Source organism: Nocardia salmonicida (assembly GCF_036142455.1).
GTDB lineage: Bacteria > Actinomycetota > Actinomycetes > Mycobacteriales > Mycobacteriaceae > Nocardia > Nocardia salmonicida.
Map to the genome: position 1 here is coordinate 6,611,583 of NZ_CP108014.1, position 14,063 is coordinate 6,625,645.

The window sequence follows — 14,063 nt, forward strand, 5'->3', positions numbered from 1 at the left end:
AGTCATTGGATTAATCGCCTGTCATATGATTCGGGCAGGTCGGGACATGAAAAGGCCCCCTGCCTGGACTGACCCGTGAGTTCAATCCTGACAGGGGGCTCACTTTTGATGAAGGCTCCGACCCAGGTCGGGGCCTTTTTTCATGCCCGGGGTGAGAAAGTTTCAGCAATCTCGGTGTGAGTTGTCGTATTCGCGTTCGGTCGTTCGTGGTGTGAGTAGAGGCAGCCGATCGGCGGCCACCGACGAAGGGAGATCGTCATGACCCAGTACCTGCTTTCCGTTGTTGTCGACCCGAGTGCCTACGACATTCCGCAGGAGGAGGCGCAGCCGCAGTACGACGCCACAGGGAGGTTCAACGACGAGCTCCAGGCCGAAGGAGTGTGGGTGTTCGCAGGCGGGCTCGGGCGGGTAGACGAGGCGACCACGGTGGACAACACCGGAGCTGACGTGATTGTCACCGACGGGCCGTATGCCGAGACCAAGGAATGCCTCGGCGGGTTCTGGGTCGTGGAGGTACCCGACCTCGATGCCGCGCTGAAGATCGCCGCAAGGGCGTCGAAGGTCTGCGAGCAGAAGATCGAGATCAGGACGTTCGACGGCGCATGAGCGACGACACTCGCGCGCGGATCGATCGGATCTATCGCGAGGAGTACGGCCGGGTGGTCGCCTCGCTCGCTCGCCGTTTCGGCGATCTCGACATCGCCGAGGACGCCGCGGGCGAGGCCCTGCTCACAGCCATCGAACGGTGGCCGGTCGACGGCATACCGCCCAACCCGGGCGGCTGGCTGACGAAGACCGCGGGCAACCGCGCGATCGACCGGATCCGCCGTGAATCACTGCGCGACGCGAAACACCAGGCAGCCATGATCATCGACGATCGCACACCGCACGAACCGACCGGACCGGTCAACGACGATCGCCTCCGGCTCGTATTCACTTGTTGCCATCCGGCATTGGCGCCGGAGGCGCGAGTCGCGCTGACATTACGCCTGCTCGGCGGGCTCACGGTCGGCGAGATCGCTCGTGCGTTCCTTGTTGCCGAAACGACTATGGCGCAACGTATCACCCGCGCCAAAGCCAAGATCAAAGCCGCGCACATCCCGTTCCGAGTGCCCGATCGCGATGACGTCACCGATCGGCTCGGCGGGGTGCTGGCTGTCATCTATTTGGTCTTCAACGAGGGATATCTGGCCGGCGCGCAATCGATTCGGACCGACTTGATGGCCGAGGCCATTCGGCTCGGTCGCATCATGCGAGATCTGCTGCCCGACGACGGCGAGGTTGCCGGGTTGCTCGCGCTGATGTTGCTCATCGATGCGCGCAGTGCGGCGCGCGTCGCGGGCGGAGAACTGGTGACGCTCGACGAGCAGGACCGTGGCGGCTGGGACCACGCCCTCATCGCCGAGGGACATGCCCTGGTGCGTGAATGCCTGCGTCGCGTCGCGGCGGGCGGGGCTCGACCCGGCCGCTATCAGCTCATGGCGGCGATCAACGCGGTCCACACCGACGCGGCCGACTCCCGCGATACCGACTGGAACCAGATCGTCGCCCTCTACGACCAGCTCTACGCCGTAACCCCGACCGCGATAGTCGCCCTCAACCGAGCCGTCGCCATCGCCGAACTCGACGGGCCGAATGTAGCTCTGGCACAAATAGATTCATTGCCGCTCGACGGGTATCACGCTTGGCATGCCGCGCGCGCCGATCTGCTTCGCAGGTTGGGGCGCGGCGCCGAGGCGAGGTCCGCCTACGACGCCGCGATCGCCGCCACGCAGAACCCGGCGGAGCGCGCGTACCTGACCAGGAGGCGCGAGCATCTCGTGTAGCAGGGGCTCGCTCGGTCAGCGCGGTCCGTTCGTATTGAGGTAGAGGACAGGGCCGTCGCCGAATCTGCCCTGCTCGTTCATCGCCAGCAGTGCCGCCATGGCCTTGGCGGTGTAGACGGGTTCGAGGTTCAGGTGCTCGCGGTCGGCTGACAAGGTCTGGGCGCGTTCGCCTTCCGCTGTGGGGTGGCCGTAGCCGCTGCCGAGCCAGTCGGTGACGATGTCGATGTCCTCGACTCGCGGTTCGAGATCGGACAGGTCCGCGCCTCGCTTGCGAAGCAGTTGCGCGGTACGGCGGGCGAGCCGGGTGATCGTCGCTGGATCCAACCGCAGCGTGTCGTTGACTACGACACCCACTGCTCGGGTCGTCAGGCCTGCCATCCGCAAACCGAGCTGCAGCCCCGCGATCGTGCCGCCGGATCCGACGGCGGTCACGATGTGGGTGGGCTCGGGTAGCTCGCCGCGGTGTACCTGTCCGGCCAGTTCGAGCGCGGCCTCGACGTATCCGAGGACGCCGACCGGCGAGGATCCGCCGGGAGGCAGGTAGTAGGGCAGATGCCGCCCGCTGGTGTGCCGGGCGAACAGCATCGGCGCGGTGAGAATGGTCCGCGTCTTCGAACGCGTGAAATAGAGCGTGGCGCCGCTGTTCTCGAGTCGACTCAGCTGTGCACGGACGTGCTCGTCCACCGGCTGGTCGACGAGGGCGAGAACGGTGTCGAGTCCGTGGTCGCGTCCGTACAGGGCGACGGCCAGTCCCCAGTTCGTACCCACTCCGCCAACGGTCAGGATGGTCCGGGAGCCGCGCCGGTGCGCATCGGGGAGAATCCATTCCAGCTTGCGGACTTTGTTGCCACCCCACCCGCCGTCACCGAACGCGCAGTCGTCCTTGAGCCAGACCGGCGCGCCACCGGTCGGCAGCGCATCGAGTCGACGGACCGGTGTCGGGCCGGAGCTCAGTCCGATATGCGGCAGGGTTTCGCGTAGGTGTGGAAAGCGTTGGTGCAGAAGCGGAGTGTTCATCAGCTGCCGTTCGTCAGGACGATGTCGTGGAACTTGTCGCCGATCCGTGAGCGCGGCACGTTCCCCTCCTCGGATTCGGTGCTGCCCAACTCTCGCAACCCTTGTCGCGAAAGTCGAACAACTTGCCGAAACCGCACTGAACGCCGCAAGCGCCCGCCACTCGATGATCCGGCCGGCTGGCCAGCACTACGCCACGTAGAGGTGACCTGTCGTATTCGACCGGTCCTGTTCGTGGAACTGAGGAGAGGCGGCAACGGGCTGCCCACACCACCCAGGAGCTCGCCATGACAACTTCCGCATACGCCGCGCCCACCATCCGCAGCAGCTCCGCCTTCTGGCGTCCGGCCGCACTGGCGGCCGTCGTCGCCGCGGCCGCGACAACGGCCGTAGCCGCCGTCGCCCACGCCGCCGGCGTGTCCCTCGCCATCGAAGGCGAACAGATCCCACTCGCCGGATTTACCCAGATCACCTTGATCTTCGCCGCGATCGGCATCCTCTTCGCCGCCGCCCTACGCAAGTGGGCCCGACACCCGCGCGCAGTGTTCGTACGCACCACGATCACCCTGACCGCGCTGTCCCTTGTCCCCGACCTGATCGTGAACGCAGCCGCCGACACCAAGCTCACTCTGATGCTCACCCACCTTGTGGCCGCCGCGGTCGTCATCCCAGTGGTCGCCGCTCGGCTCGCTCACCAGGTCTCGCCTGAATGACGGAGTCGCCGCTGGCCGGATGCGGTGACGGAGGTGATCGTGTACAGACGCCCCGTGGCTGTACACGATCTACCTGTCGATTCAGCGAGTGGTGTTGTCTACCAGACTGATTGGCGAGTGGTGGCGGTTGCTTGGTCGACCAGGCGTTGGAGGTCGGCTTCGATTTTGTCGGCGGTGGCTGGGGTGGCTTCTATTCGTTCGCCTTCGTGGATGAGGTAGCGGCCGTCGTTGGTGTAGTCGACCATTTGGATGGTGGTGCCGCCTTCTTGCCAGCCGTCGAGTGCGGGGCCGGTGGCTACGCGGAATTCGGCGTAGGTGGTGAAGGGGCGTTTGAGGAATTTGAGGGCTTGTTCGGCGGGGGTGCGGTGGCGGGCGTAGGGGTCCGGGGTGGTGGTGAAGTCGTCGCGGTGGACGTTGAAGCCGCCGGTGGTGCCCGCGGGGGTTTTCGGGAGGATGGCCAGCAGGCGGGCGGTGATGGCATGGGCGGGGCGCAGGGAGATCAGGATGTTGCCGCCCTGGCCGTATTCGGGGCCGGGGAGTTGGGCGGCGACTACGCCGTTGCCTGCCTCGGTGGTGGCGCAGGCGCGGACCATGCGGGTGCGGCCGTCCAGCCGGTGGCCGAACAGTTCGATGCGGATTTCGGGGTGCGCGAGGGCATGTAGGGCGTGGTAGAGGGATTCGTCGGTGCCCATTGTGGCGATCAGCGCGTCCGCGGCGCGACGGCATTCCAGGTCGAATTCGACCTGGGTTTCGACGCCTGCGGTGAACGTGAGGGGCCAGGGCATGCGGTCGCGGCCGAGCGTTTCCCAGGCGACCCAGAATTCGAACGGGGTCAGCTCCCAGGTGTCGGTCATGCGTCGCCGCCGATCACCGGCGGAACGTGCAGGCGTTCGGGGCCGAGCAATTCCTCGTGAACGCCGCGCAGGTAGTCGGGGGTCTGGTGCTCGTTCTCGTCGTCCTTGCCGCCGCCGCGTGCGCCGGGCGCGCCCATACCGCCCATGCCGGATGTGCCTGCGCGGCCCGAGGATGCGCCGGAACCCGCGCCCGCTCCCGTGCCTGCGCCCTGCTTCTGACCGGCGGTGCCGGGGACTGCTGCGCCGGGGGTGCCCGCGCCTGCTCCCGCACCTGCGCCTGCTCCCGCTCCTGCTCCGCCGCCGGAGCCGAGTCCGCCCGGGGATGTGCCAGCCGGGGTCGTGCCCGGGGTGGTGCCTGACGGGGTAGTGGAGGTGGGGGTTTCCGGAGTTGTAGTAGCGGCGGTGGTCTCGTCGCCAGTGGTGTCGTCAGTGGTCTGGTCGTCGGTGGTGTCGTCGTCACCGGGGTCGGTGGTGGTGGGGGTTTCCGGCTCCGTGGTGGAGGTGGTGGTGTCGTCGGTGCTCGGCTTGGTGGTGGTACCGGTGGGTTTGTCGGTGGTGGTGCCAGTCGGCTTGTCCTTGGAGGTGTCGCCGGTTGGCTTGTCGGACTGGGGTTTCGTCGGTGTCGGGACCTTCGGGACTTGCGTGTCCGACTGTTTGGCGACCGGCTTGTAGACGGTCGTCATCACGTCGCGGGCGGCTGCCTCGGCAGCGTCGGCGCGGCCTGCGCTGGTGCTGTCCATGAGGAGGCTGGTTGCGGTGCCGAGCCCGGGCAAGGCGACGCTGGAGAGCGCGGAAACAACTATTCCCGCTCTGGTGGTGCTTTGTTTCTCGGACTCATGGGGAACCGAGTACTTCACCTGCTGGAGGCCCGAACGCGCCTCGTCCATCTTGTTGGCGATCAATCGTGCAGCTTGATCGACCTTGTGGACGTCGGTGAGGTACGCCTTGGTGCTGGCAAGGGCTTGATTCGCGGCATTGCCCGACCAACCACGCTCCATTTCCTTCTGGATATTGTCGTGGAAGGCGGTTGCCTTGGCGCTGGTGTCGTCCGCGAGACTCGTCCAACCCTGGATGCTTGTGCTCAGCTGGTCTTCTTTGATCGATTCCACGAATTTCATAATGCGGGAGTGATCCATGTCGAAGAATTGTTCCATGACCGGGGGCACGACTTGTTCGGCGTATTCGCCGGAAAATCCGGAGGCCAGCGCTTGATTGTCGCTATAGATTTTTGTGCGCTCTTTGTCGCCATCAGCCTGCGCGGTCAGTTCGGACTCAGCAGGGGTGATCGTGGTCTCGAACAGTTCGCCGAAACGCTCACCGAGAAACTCCCCTCCGCTGCCGGCAACTTTACTGCCGAGTCCGCTCATGAAATCTGTGAATGTCATGGATCCCCCCCTGAAATCAGTCGAGCTTGTTGGTCTGTTGCTTGATTGCCAACTGGGTGGCTTCGTCGCAGTTCTTGTATGCTTCACCGGCTTTGCGGTACATATCAGCCATCGCGGCCAGAACCTCCTGGTGCTGGCGGATAGCCTCGGCGTAGGAGCCACTCCCGGCGTCACCGTTGGCAAGTTTGGCGAACTTCCCGCCAAGGGCGATGGCCGATTCCAGATCACCGAACGAGTCGACCTGAACCATTCGTTGGGCGCGGAAGGAAAGTTGGTCGAGTTCTGTCCGATAGTCCTCGCACCGCTGTGCGCACCGCTTCGCTGCGTCTTCTTCGATAACGAGGCGGCCAGCAGAGGCCTCACCTGCAAGGGTTTGAAATTGTTTCGCGGTCTCGTTAATGTCTGCCATTGTTGGCTTCCTTCTATATCAACGTCGACTATTGGGGAAGGAGCTGCACAAAATGAGGTGCTACCTCATTCACCCGAGTGCAGGGTGGGGTGGTCGACTTGCTGCTCGACGCTTTGCTTGCCAGCACCTCGATCCTGCCCTCGCTCGTGTCGAATACGACGCCGCATTCATCGGAAGGCTTCTTTTCCCCGAGTTGGTATTGCAGCGCACTTCTTCCGCCGACAGTAACTTCTTGAAAGTCGTGATAGTAATCGTTCGCGCGATACTCGGAGATTGTGTACGTACTTGACAGGAAAGAAATAAAGAAGTCGCCTGCTCGCCAACCGCACCCCTTCCAATCAGCCCTCGGCACCGAGAAAGGCTTATCGTCTTTCGTCGCAGGATCGGCCCCCGCCGCCTGCAACACACTGTCCGACACCGTGCACGGATCGAACAACTGCTCCTTGGTCAGCGGAGCGCCACTGGCCTCGGGCTGCCCATCGACCGCTTTAGAACATCCGGCGAGCGCCAGCACAGCGCACACTCCTGCGGCAAAGCCAACCAGTCGCATCGTCTCTCCTCTTTCGCGCACAACAACCACTCGCTGTGTTAGACGCACGCCCGGTCGTTTCGGTTCCATCCAGGGCAAAAATCAGGCGGGGACGTTGGCTCCGTGGCCGAGGTCGCGGAGGGCGGCCTTGATCTTGGTCTGGGCCCCGTCGAGGGATTCGGGGGTGGGGTCGGTGTTGGCGCCCGAGATGTCGAAGTCGCCCATGCTGTAGGCGGGGAAGACGTGGGTGTGCAGGTGGGGGACCTCGAGGCCGGCGATGAGCAGGCCCGCGCGGGGGGCGTCGAAGGCGGCGCGGACGGCCTGGCCGATCTTCTGGGCGAGGGTTGTCATTCTGGTCATCACGGCGGGATCCACGTCTTGCCACTGGTCGATCTCCGCGCGCGGCACGATGAGGGTGTGGCCCTGGGTGACGGGGGCGATGGTGAGGAAAGCGACGAACTCGTCGTCCTCCCAGACGAAACGACCGGGGATCTGACCTGCGATGATCGCGCTGAAGACGGATGCCATACGGGTGAGCGTAGCTAGACCGAGACGAAATGCGACAGGATGCCCTGCACCTCGTAGATGTCGACCTGGCGGTTGAATCGCTGCTTGACCGGCTCGTTGTCGCTGCCGATCCAGATGTAGAGCTCGGCGTCGAGGTCGAAGGTGCCCGCGGTCTCGACGGAGAAGTGGCTGATCGAGCGGTAGGGGATGCTGTGGTAGCTGACTTTGCGGCCGGTGACGCCCTGCTTGTCGACCATGACCAGGCGGCGGTTGGTGAACAGCATCGCGTCGCGGACCAGGATGAACGCGGCGTACACCTGTTCGCCCTGGCCGAACAGCTTCGCGTACTCCTGCTGGGCGGCGGCCGGATCTATGCGACCGGCATTGCCCATCATCCCGTCGAGCAGTCCCATGGTTTTCCCCCGTTTCGGTGGCGGCTGCCGCGCCACCCCTGGTTCCATTGTGGCGCAGGTGAAGCCGGGCCGCGAGATGGTTGCGCCGCGCCGGCGCGAGGATCGGTGAACGCCCAGCGTGGTCGGCCCTATCGCGGAGACCCAGGACGGCGCGACTAATCTATGGCGGTGCGCGTACTCGTCATCGGTTCCGGAGCCCGTGAACATGCCCTCGTCCTGGCGCTGCGCCGGGATCCGTCGGTGACGGCGGTGATCGCCGCCCCGGGAAATCCCGGTATCGGCCAGCAGGCCGAGCTACGCCCGGTCGATCCCTGCTCCGGCGAAGCCGTTGCCGCGCTGGCCGCCGAGGTGGCCGCTGACCTGGTGGTGATCGGACCCGAGGTGCCGCTGGTGCTCGGCGTCGCCGATGTCGTGCGCGCGGCCGGGTTCCCGGTGTTCGGTCCGTCGGCCGACGCGGCCCGGATCGAAGGGTCGAAGGCCTTCGCGAAGGACGTGATGGCGGTGGCCGGGGTGCGGACCGCGCACAGCGAGATCGTCGACAGCCCGGCCGAGCTGGACGCGGCGCTCGACCGTTTCGGCCCGACCTGGGTGGTCAAGGACGACGGGCTCGCCGCGGGCAAGGGCGTGGTGGTGACCGCCGACCGGTTCGCGGCCCGCGATCACGGTGCCGAACTGCTCGAGCAGGGCCATCCGGTGCTGCTGGAGTCGTTCCTCGACGGGCCGGAGGTGTCGCTGTTCTGCCTGGTCGACGGCGAAACCGTGATTCCGCTGCTGCCCGCGCAGGACCACAAGCGGGTCGGCGACGGCGATTCCGGCCCGAACACCGGCGGCATGGGCGCCTACACGCCGCTGCCGTGGCTGCCGTCCGAGACGCTCACCGAGATCATCGACGACGTGGTGAAGCCGGTCGCCGCCGAGCTCGTCGCGCGTGGCAGTTCGTTCTCCGGCCTGCTGTACGCGGGTCTGGCGATCGGCACGAACGGCCCCGCCGTCGTCGAATTCAATTGCCGCTTCGGCGATCCCGAGACCCAGGCGGTGCTGGCGCTGCTGGACAGCCCGTTCGCCGAACTCCTGCACGCCACCGCGACCGGGCGGCTGGCCGAGGTCGAGGCACCGCGCTGGAAGGACGGTTCCGCGATCACCGTCGTGCTCGCCGCCGAGAACTACCCGGCGCGGCCGCGCACCGGCGATGTGATCACCGGCGCCGACGACGGCGCGCTGGAGGGCGAAACGCTGGTGCTGCACGCCGGTACGGATCAGCGCGAGGACAAGACGCTGGTGTCTGCGGGTGGCCGTGTGCTGAATGTGGTCGGGGTCGGTGCCGATCTGGCGCAGGCGCGGGAGCGGGCCTATGCGCGGCTCGCCGGAATCAAGCTCACCGGCAGCCATTTCCGGACCGATATCGGTGCGACCGAAGTTGTTGTACCGGAACGCAACAGCGTCGCCGGGTAATACGCGCGATCGGTGATCAGCGGTAGGACCGCTGATCACCACCGAGCGAGGCGTTGGCTAGCTCATGGTGAGGTCGACGATGTCGGCGCCGGGGGCATTCGCCTGAATAGAGGCGATGCCCTTCTTGGCGCCGTCTTTGCTTTCGTAGCCCTGACTTTCGAGGACGATTTCGCCGTTACCGGCCTTCAGGTGGAAACGGAACTAGGGAAACACTCGACAGGTTTCACATTAACGTTCCCGTGATATCGGTGGTCTCGACGCGATGTCAATCGAGACGCAATCCATGCAGTGCGAGCCAGGCTTGTGGATCCACATGTTGACCGTTCTGGACGATCTCGAAATGCAGGTGCGGCCCGGTGGAATCGCCGCGATTGCCGATGCGCGCGATCTGCATTCCGGCGGGGACACGCTCGCCCTGGGAGACGAAGAAGTCGTACATGTGGCCGTAGATGCTGATGGTGCCGTCGTCGTGGCGGATCCGGACCCACAGGCCGAAACCCTGCGCGGGTCCCGCCTCCACCACGGTGCCGTCGGCGACGGCGTAGATGGGGCTGCCGATGGGGCCCGCGATGTCGATGCCGCGGTGCATGGTGCCCCAGCGGGAGCCGAAGCCGGAGGTGAACGCGCCCTTCGCGGGCAGGCTGAACCCGCCGACGGACGGGGTCGATCCGGGCACCAGCACGCCGGGGACCACCGGTGCGCGCTGGCCCATCCAGTCCTGCCATTCACCTGACGCGGCGGCCGCCGCCTCCGCCTTGGCGCGTTCGAGGGTGGCGCGGGCCGCCGCGGCGACCACATACGCCTCGCGGCGCTTCTCACCTGCGGCGATGGCGTCCAGCATCGGGGTCACCGACTGCGGGTTTGGCAGCAGTTGCGGGGGATAGGCGATGGCCACGTGCAGCGCCTCGCCCGGTGCGAGCGGCCGCTCGTCGACGGCTCCGCCGAACTGTCCGTCGGCCGCCACGAACACCGCGACCGCGAGCACCCCGGCGATGAGCACGCGTTGTTCGAGCAGCACCTGACGCACCCGTTCGCGACTCGGCCTACGCGCCCACATCCCCTCGGCCTGCGCTTTGGGCCGCTGCCAGAAGACCTTGCGCACCTCGCCGCTACGAAGCTCGCCCGCGATCTCGCCGACCAGCGGATACCGCGCGGCCCACTCGGTCATCCGATCGCGCGCGGCAATCTTGACCGGCAGTTGTTCGCGCCAATTGGCTTGCAGAATACGGCCGTTGACGCTGACGGGTCGACGGCGAAACGGCTCGTGGTCGCCGGTCGTTTCGATGTCGTCGACCGCCGCTGCCTCGCCCCCGATATCCGTGCCGACAGCGGAGGTGGATTCCGCGCGCTCGTCATCCGCGCGGGTGCCTTCGCCCACGCTCCGCGCCGTCCCTGTCCGCTTCATCTCGCCCCCGCGCCCCGGCCCCGACGTGACCGCAGGGGTCGCGTCGGTGGCTGCGTAATCGCTGTCGGAGCCATTGTGCCGACCATATCCGTGAACGCCCGCAATCGGGTGCTCTACCGTCGTTCGGGTGTCCAGAGAATCGCGCCGGTCGGCCATTGCCCCTTTCTACGTCATGGATGTGTGGAAAGCGGCCGCTGAACGCGCCAGGTCGCACGGCGATGTGCTGGTGCTCGCGGCGGGGCAGCCGTCGACGCAGGCGCCCGCGCCGGTGCTGCGGGCGACCAGAGCCGCTATCGATCACGAATTGCTCGGCTACACCGAGACATTCGGCATTCTGCCGCTGCGCGAAGCGATCGCGGGCCATCACAGCGAGACCTACGGCTACGACGTGCACCCGGACGAGGTGGTGGTGACGACCGGCTCGTCGGGCGCGTTCACGCTGATCTTCCTCGCCGCCTTCGACGCGGGTGACACCGTGGTGGTGGCGCGCCCCGGCTATCCCGCCTACCGCAACACGCTGTCCGCGCTCGGTTGTACGGTCGTCGAATTGGACTGCGGCCCGCAGACCAGGTTCCAGCCGACCGTGGCGATGCTCGAAGCCTTGCCGGAGCCGCCCAAAGGTCTGGTGGTGGCCAGCCCGGCCAACCCGACCGGCACCATGATCGACCCCGTCGAGCTCGCCGCGCTGGCGCGCTGGTGCGAGCAGCACGGCACGCTGCTGATCTCCGACGAGATCTACCACGGCATCACCTATGCGGGCGCGAGCACGCCGACCTCCTCGGCGTGGGAGTTCTCTCGCGAGTCGGTGGTGATCGGTTCGGTGTCGAAGTACTTCTCGATGACCGGTTGGCGGCTGGGCTGGATGCTGGCCCCGGCCGACCTGCGCCCGGCACTGCAACGGCTGGCGTCGAATATGACGGTGTGCCCGCCCGCCATCTCGCAGTACGCGGCGGTGCACGCGTTCGGACCGGAAGCCAAGGATGAACTGGACGGCCATGTGCGCCGGTACTCGCGCAACCGGTCGCTGCTTCTGGAGGGCCTACCCGCGATCGGAATCACCGATCTCGCACCCGCCGACGGCGCCTTCTACGCCTATGCCGATATTGGACATTTGACCGACAATTCGCGCGCCTGGTGTGCCGAGGTACTCACCGAAACCGGTGTGGCACTGGCGCCCGGACTAGATTTCGACACTGTAAATGGAAACCACACGGTCCGTTTTTCCTTCGCGGGCGCCACCGACGACATCGCCGCAGCGCTGGAGCGTCTGGGACGGTTCCTGAAGGGCTGATTCGACCGCTTGTCAACAGTGATGTGCGACAACAACTTTGCGTAGTACGAACACATCTGTGCCGGGATACGGTAAAACTCAGTTATCCCGAATTCCCAGTGTTTCCCCGATGACGATTGCGCACGGTTGAACTGATGATGACTGGCACTCCTGCACGGTGACCACCGCAACGACCCCGAAAGGCGAACGACGTCGGCAGGCTCTGGTGGCGGCGGCGGCTGAGCTGTTGCTCGAAGGCGGCTTCGACGCCGTGCGGCATCGTTCGGTGGCCTCGCGAGCCGATCTTCCACTCGCTTCGACCACCTACTACTTCGAATCATTGGAGGATCTGATCGCCCGCGCCGTCGAGTTCAGCGGCGCGATCGAACTCGACGCGATGCGCCGCCGGGTCGGCGAGGTCAGTCATCGCAGGCGCGGCACCGAGGCGACGGTCGAGCTCGTGCTCGACGTGCTCGTCGGCCCCGACGACGGCGACCTCGACGCCCGCGGCCAGCTCATCGCCCGCTACGAGCGTTCGGTGGCCTCGGCCCGTCACCCCGAGTTACGCGAGGTCCAGCTCCGACTACGCACCCAGCTGGAGGACCTGCTCGCCGACGTGCTGCGCCGCTCCGACCGGGTGGTGCGCCCCGAGCAGTTACGCAGGATGGTGGCCGTAGTCGACGGTGCGGTGGTCGCCGCGCTGATCGAGGGCCACCCCGAACCACGCCGACCGGCACGGGCCGGTCTGCTGGAAATGATCGACATCGTCGCCCCGCCCGTGGTCCCGAACATGATGCCCTCCCAGCCCGAACGGGTGCGGCAATTAGACTGAGTGCTCGTGAGCCTCGTCCCGAATGTCCTCGCCACCCGATACGCCAGCCCGGAGCTCGTCGCGCTCTGGTCGCCCGAGAACAAGATCGTGCTCGAGCGCCGGCTGTGGCTGGAGGTGCTGCGTGCGCAGGCCGAACTCGGAATCGATGTCCCCGCAGGGGTTGTCGAGGATTATGAACGCGTCGTCGACCAGGTGGACCTGGCCTCGATCGCCGAGCGTGAGCGGGTCACCCGCCACGACGTGAAGGCGCGCATCGAGGAATTCAACGCTCTCGCCGGGCACGAACACGTGCACAAGGGCATGACCAGCCGCGACCTCACCGAGAACGTCGAGCAGCTGCAGATCAGGCTCTCCCTCCAGCACGTCTACGACCACGGCATCGCCATCGTGGCGCGGCTGGCCGAGCGGGCCGCCGAGTACCAGACCCTGGTGATGGCCGGGCGCTCGCACAATGTCGCCGCGCAGGCCACCACGCTGGGCAAGCGCTTCGCCTCGGCCGCCGACGAGATGCTGGTCGGCCTCGCGCGCGTGCGTGAGCTGATCGAGCGCTACCCGCTGCGCGGGATCAAGGGCCCGATGGGCACCGCCCAGGACATGCTCGACCTGCTCGACGGTGACGCGAACAAGCTCGCCGCACTCGAGCAGCAGGTGGCGACCCACCTCGGCTTCGCGAACGTGTTCACCAGCGTGGGTCAGGTGTACCCGCGTTCGCTGGATCACGACGTGCTGTCCGCGCTGGTGCAGCTGGGAGCCGGGCCGTCGTCGTTCGCGCACACGATTCGGCTGATGGCCGGTCATGAGCTGGTCACCGAGGGTTTCCAGCCGGGGCAGGTCGGGTCGTCGGCGATGCCGCACAAGATGAACACGCGGTCGTGCGAGCGGGTGAACGGCCTGCAGGTGATCCTGCGCGGCTACGGCTCGATGGCGGCCGAGCTGGCGGGCGCGCAGTGGAACGAGGGCGATGTGTTCTGCTCGGTGGTGCGCCGGGTCGCGCTGCCGGACGCGTTCTTCGCCATCGACGGGCAGATGGAGACCTTCCTGACCGTGCTCGCCGAGTTCGGCGCCTACCCGGCGGTGGTCTCGCGAGAGCTCGATCGGTACCTGCCGTTCCTGGCGACCACCCGCATCCTGATGGCCGCGGTGCGCGCGGGCGTCGGCCGCGAGACCGCGCACGAGGTCATCAAGGAGCACGCGGTGGCGGTGGCGCTGGCGATGCGCGAGCAGGGGCGTGAACCCGATCTGCTGGATCGTCTGGCCGCCGACGAGCGGATGCCCCTCGACCGGGCGGGACTCGACGCGGCGCTGGCCGACAAGGCCGCGTTCATCGGCGCGGCCTCGGACCAGGTGTCCGAGGTGGTCGCGCAGGTGCAGAAGCTGGTCGAAGCCAATCCGGAAGCCGCGCGCTACTCGCCGTCGCCGATTCTGTAGAGCCGTGCGAATCAGCCCGCCACTGC

Annotated in this window: 16 protein-coding genes; 7 read left to right on the forward strand and 9 right to left on the reverse strand. The window is 66.5% G+C overall.

The genetic code is table 11. The annotated features are described in order from the left end of the window. Window positions 1-258 precede the first annotated feature (258 nt). A complete protein-coding gene (locus OHS03_RS31005) occupies window positions 259-606 on the forward strand; it encodes a YciI family protein (protein WP_056818818.1) in 348 nt (115 codons plus the stop codon). Further along, window positions 603-1,826, forward strand: a complete 1,224-nt coding sequence (locus tag OHS03_RS31010; RefSeq protein ID WP_328658929.1) for an RNA polymerase sigma factor — start codon at window positions 603-605, stop codon at window positions 1,824-1,826. Before OHS03_RS31005 ends, OHS03_RS31010 begins: the two co-directional genes overlap by 4 nt. A 15-nt stretch (window positions 1,827-1,841) precedes the next feature. Here the strand turns inward: OHS03_RS31010 and OHS03_RS31015 are convergent, their stop codons facing one another. Further along, entirely contained in the window at window positions 1,842-2,843 is a 1,002-nt protein-coding gene (locus OHS03_RS31015; RefSeq protein ID WP_328658931.1) for a 1-aminocyclopropane-1-carboxylate deaminase/D-cysteine desulfhydrase, read from the reverse strand. Between the two features lie 284 nt (window positions 2,844-3,127). Between OHS03_RS31015 and OHS03_RS31020 the strand changes: the two genes are divergently transcribed. Continuing rightward, window positions 3,128-3,553, forward strand: coding sequence for a DUF6069 family protein (locus OHS03_RS31020; protein ID WP_328658933.1), 426 nt, complete (start codon window positions 3,128-3,130; stop codon window positions 3,551-3,553). Window positions 3,554-3,651: 98 nt separating this feature from the next. Here OHS03_RS31020 and OHS03_RS31025 read toward each other — a convergent pair whose 3' ends face one another. From OHS03_RS31025 to OHS03_RS31050, 6 genes are all read right to left on the reverse strand, one after another. Next, the gene (locus OHS03_RS31025; protein ID WP_328658935.1) at window positions 3,652-4,407 is read right to left on the reverse strand and encodes an ESX secretion-associated protein EspG; all 756 of its coding nucleotides are present in this window, start codon (window positions 4,405-4,407) and stop codon (window positions 3,652-3,654) included. Then, window positions 4,404-5,774 carry a hypothetical protein gene (locus OHS03_RS31030; RefSeq protein ID WP_328658937.1) on the reverse strand — a complete coding sequence of 457 codons (1,371 nt, stop codon included), beginning with the start codon at window positions 5,772-5,774 and terminating at the stop codon, window positions 4,404-4,406. The genes OHS03_RS31025 and OHS03_RS31030 overlap by 4 nt, the downstream gene beginning before the upstream one ends. Window positions 5,775-5,808: 34 nt before the next feature. Next, entirely contained in the window at window positions 5,809-6,201 is a 393-nt protein-coding gene (locus tag OHS03_RS31035; protein ID WP_156677512.1) for a hypothetical protein, read from the reverse strand. A 28-nt stretch (window positions 6,202-6,229) separates the two neighbouring features. Beyond that, entirely contained in the window at window positions 6,230-6,751 is a 522-nt protein-coding gene (locus tag OHS03_RS31040; RefSeq protein ID WP_328658939.1) for a DUF3558 domain-containing protein, read from the reverse strand. An 81-nt stretch (window positions 6,752-6,832) separates the two neighbouring features. Further along, window positions 6,833-7,258, reverse strand: a complete 426-nt coding sequence (locus OHS03_RS31045) for an HIT family protein (protein WP_328658941.1) — start codon at window positions 7,256-7,258, stop codon at window positions 6,833-6,835. Window positions 7,259-7,272: 14 nt separating this feature from the next. Continuing rightward, window positions 7,273-7,650 carry a PH domain-containing protein gene (locus OHS03_RS31050; RefSeq protein WP_056818801.1) on the reverse strand — a complete coding sequence of 126 codons (378 nt, stop codon included), beginning with the start codon at window positions 7,648-7,650 and terminating at the stop codon, window positions 7,273-7,275. Between the two features lie 168 nt (window positions 7,651-7,818). Here OHS03_RS31050 and purD point away from each other — a divergent pair, with 168 nt between their 5' ends. After that, window positions 7,819-9,102, forward strand: coding sequence for a phosphoribosylamine--glycine ligase (gene purD / locus OHS03_RS31055; protein ID WP_328658942.1), 1,284 nt, complete (start codon window positions 7,819-7,821; stop codon window positions 9,100-9,102). A gap of 57 nt (window positions 9,103-9,159) precedes the next feature. Here the strand turns inward: purD and OHS03_RS31060 are convergent, their stop codons facing one another. After that, window positions 9,160-9,291 (reverse strand): YegP family protein, encoded by a 132-nt coding sequence (locus OHS03_RS31060; RefSeq protein WP_407942529.1) that lies wholly within the window; start codon window positions 9,289-9,291, stop codon window positions 9,160-9,162. A 76-nt stretch (window positions 9,292-9,367) separates the two neighbouring features. Further along, complete coding sequence (locus tag OHS03_RS31065; RefSeq protein ID WP_328658944.1) at window positions 9,368-10,480, reverse strand: M23 family metallopeptidase; 1,113 nt, start codon at window positions 10,478-10,480, stop codon at window positions 9,368-9,370. A 154-nt stretch (window positions 10,481-10,634) separates the two neighbouring features. On the opposite strand from OHS03_RS31065, the gene OHS03_RS31070 reads away from it, so the two are divergent. The 3 genes from OHS03_RS31070 to purB all read left to right on the forward strand — a co-directional run bounded on the left by OHS03_RS31070 (window position 10,635) and on the right by purB (window position 14,037). Continuing rightward, entirely contained in the window at window positions 10,635-11,798 is a 1,164-nt protein-coding gene (locus tag OHS03_RS31070; RefSeq protein WP_328658946.1) for a pyridoxal phosphate-dependent aminotransferase, read from the forward strand. A gap of 157 nt (window positions 11,799-11,955) precedes the next feature. Continuing rightward, the gene (locus OHS03_RS31075) at window positions 11,956-12,609 is read left to right on the forward strand and encodes a TetR/AcrR family transcriptional regulator (protein ID WP_056818795.1); all 654 of its coding nucleotides are present in this window, start codon (window positions 11,956-11,958) and stop codon (window positions 12,607-12,609) included. Between the two features lie 6 nt (window positions 12,610-12,615). Continuing rightward, window positions 12,616-14,037 carry an adenylosuccinate lyase gene (gene purB, locus OHS03_RS31080; protein ID WP_328658948.1) on the forward strand — a complete coding sequence of 474 codons (1,422 nt, stop codon included), beginning with the start codon at window positions 12,616-12,618 and terminating at the stop codon, window positions 14,035-14,037. Window positions 14,038-14,063: the final 26 nt, after the last annotated feature.

What these genes read in the sequence shown, in the direction of transcription:
- OHS03_RS31050 (WP_056818801.1), bottom strand. Translation starts at nt 7,650, where the DNA reads ATGGGACTGCTCGACGGGATGATGGGCAATGCCGGTCGCATAGATCCG.
- OHS03_RS31045 (WP_328658941.1), bottom strand. Translation starts at nt 7,258, where the DNA reads ATGGCATCCGTCTTCAGCGCGATCATCGCAGGTCAGATCCCCGGTCGT.
- OHS03_RS31015 (WP_328658931.1), bottom strand. Translation starts at nt 2,843, where the DNA reads ATGAACACTCCGCTTCTGCACCAACGCTTTCCACACCTACGCGAAACC.
- OHS03_RS31010 (WP_328658929.1), top strand. Translation starts at nt 603, where the DNA reads ATGAGCGACGACACTCGCGCGCGGATCGATCGGATCTATCGCGAGGAG.
- OHS03_RS31030 (WP_328658937.1), bottom strand. Translation starts at nt 5,774, where the DNA reads ATGAGCGGACTCGGCAGTAAAGTTGCCGGCAGCGGAGGGGAGTTTCTC.
- OHS03_RS31005 (WP_056818818.1), top strand. Translation starts at nt 259, where the DNA reads ATGACCCAGTACCTGCTTTCCGTTGTTGTCGACCCGAGTGCCTACGAC.
- OHS03_RS31020 (WP_328658933.1), top strand. Translation starts at nt 3,128, where the DNA reads ATGACAACTTCCGCATACGCCGCGCCCACCATCCGCAGCAGCTCCGCC.
- OHS03_RS31025 (WP_328658935.1), bottom strand. Translation starts at nt 4,407, where the DNA reads ATGACCGACACCTGGGAGCTGACCCCGTTCGAATTCTGGGTCGCCTGG.
- OHS03_RS31035 (WP_156677512.1), bottom strand. Translation starts at nt 6,201, where the DNA reads ATGGCAGACATTAACGAGACCGCGAAACAATTTCAAACCCTTGCAGGT.
- OHS03_RS31040 (WP_328658939.1), bottom strand. Translation starts at nt 6,751, where the DNA reads ATGCGACTGGTTGGCTTTGCCGCAGGAGTGTGCGCTGTGCTGGCGCTC.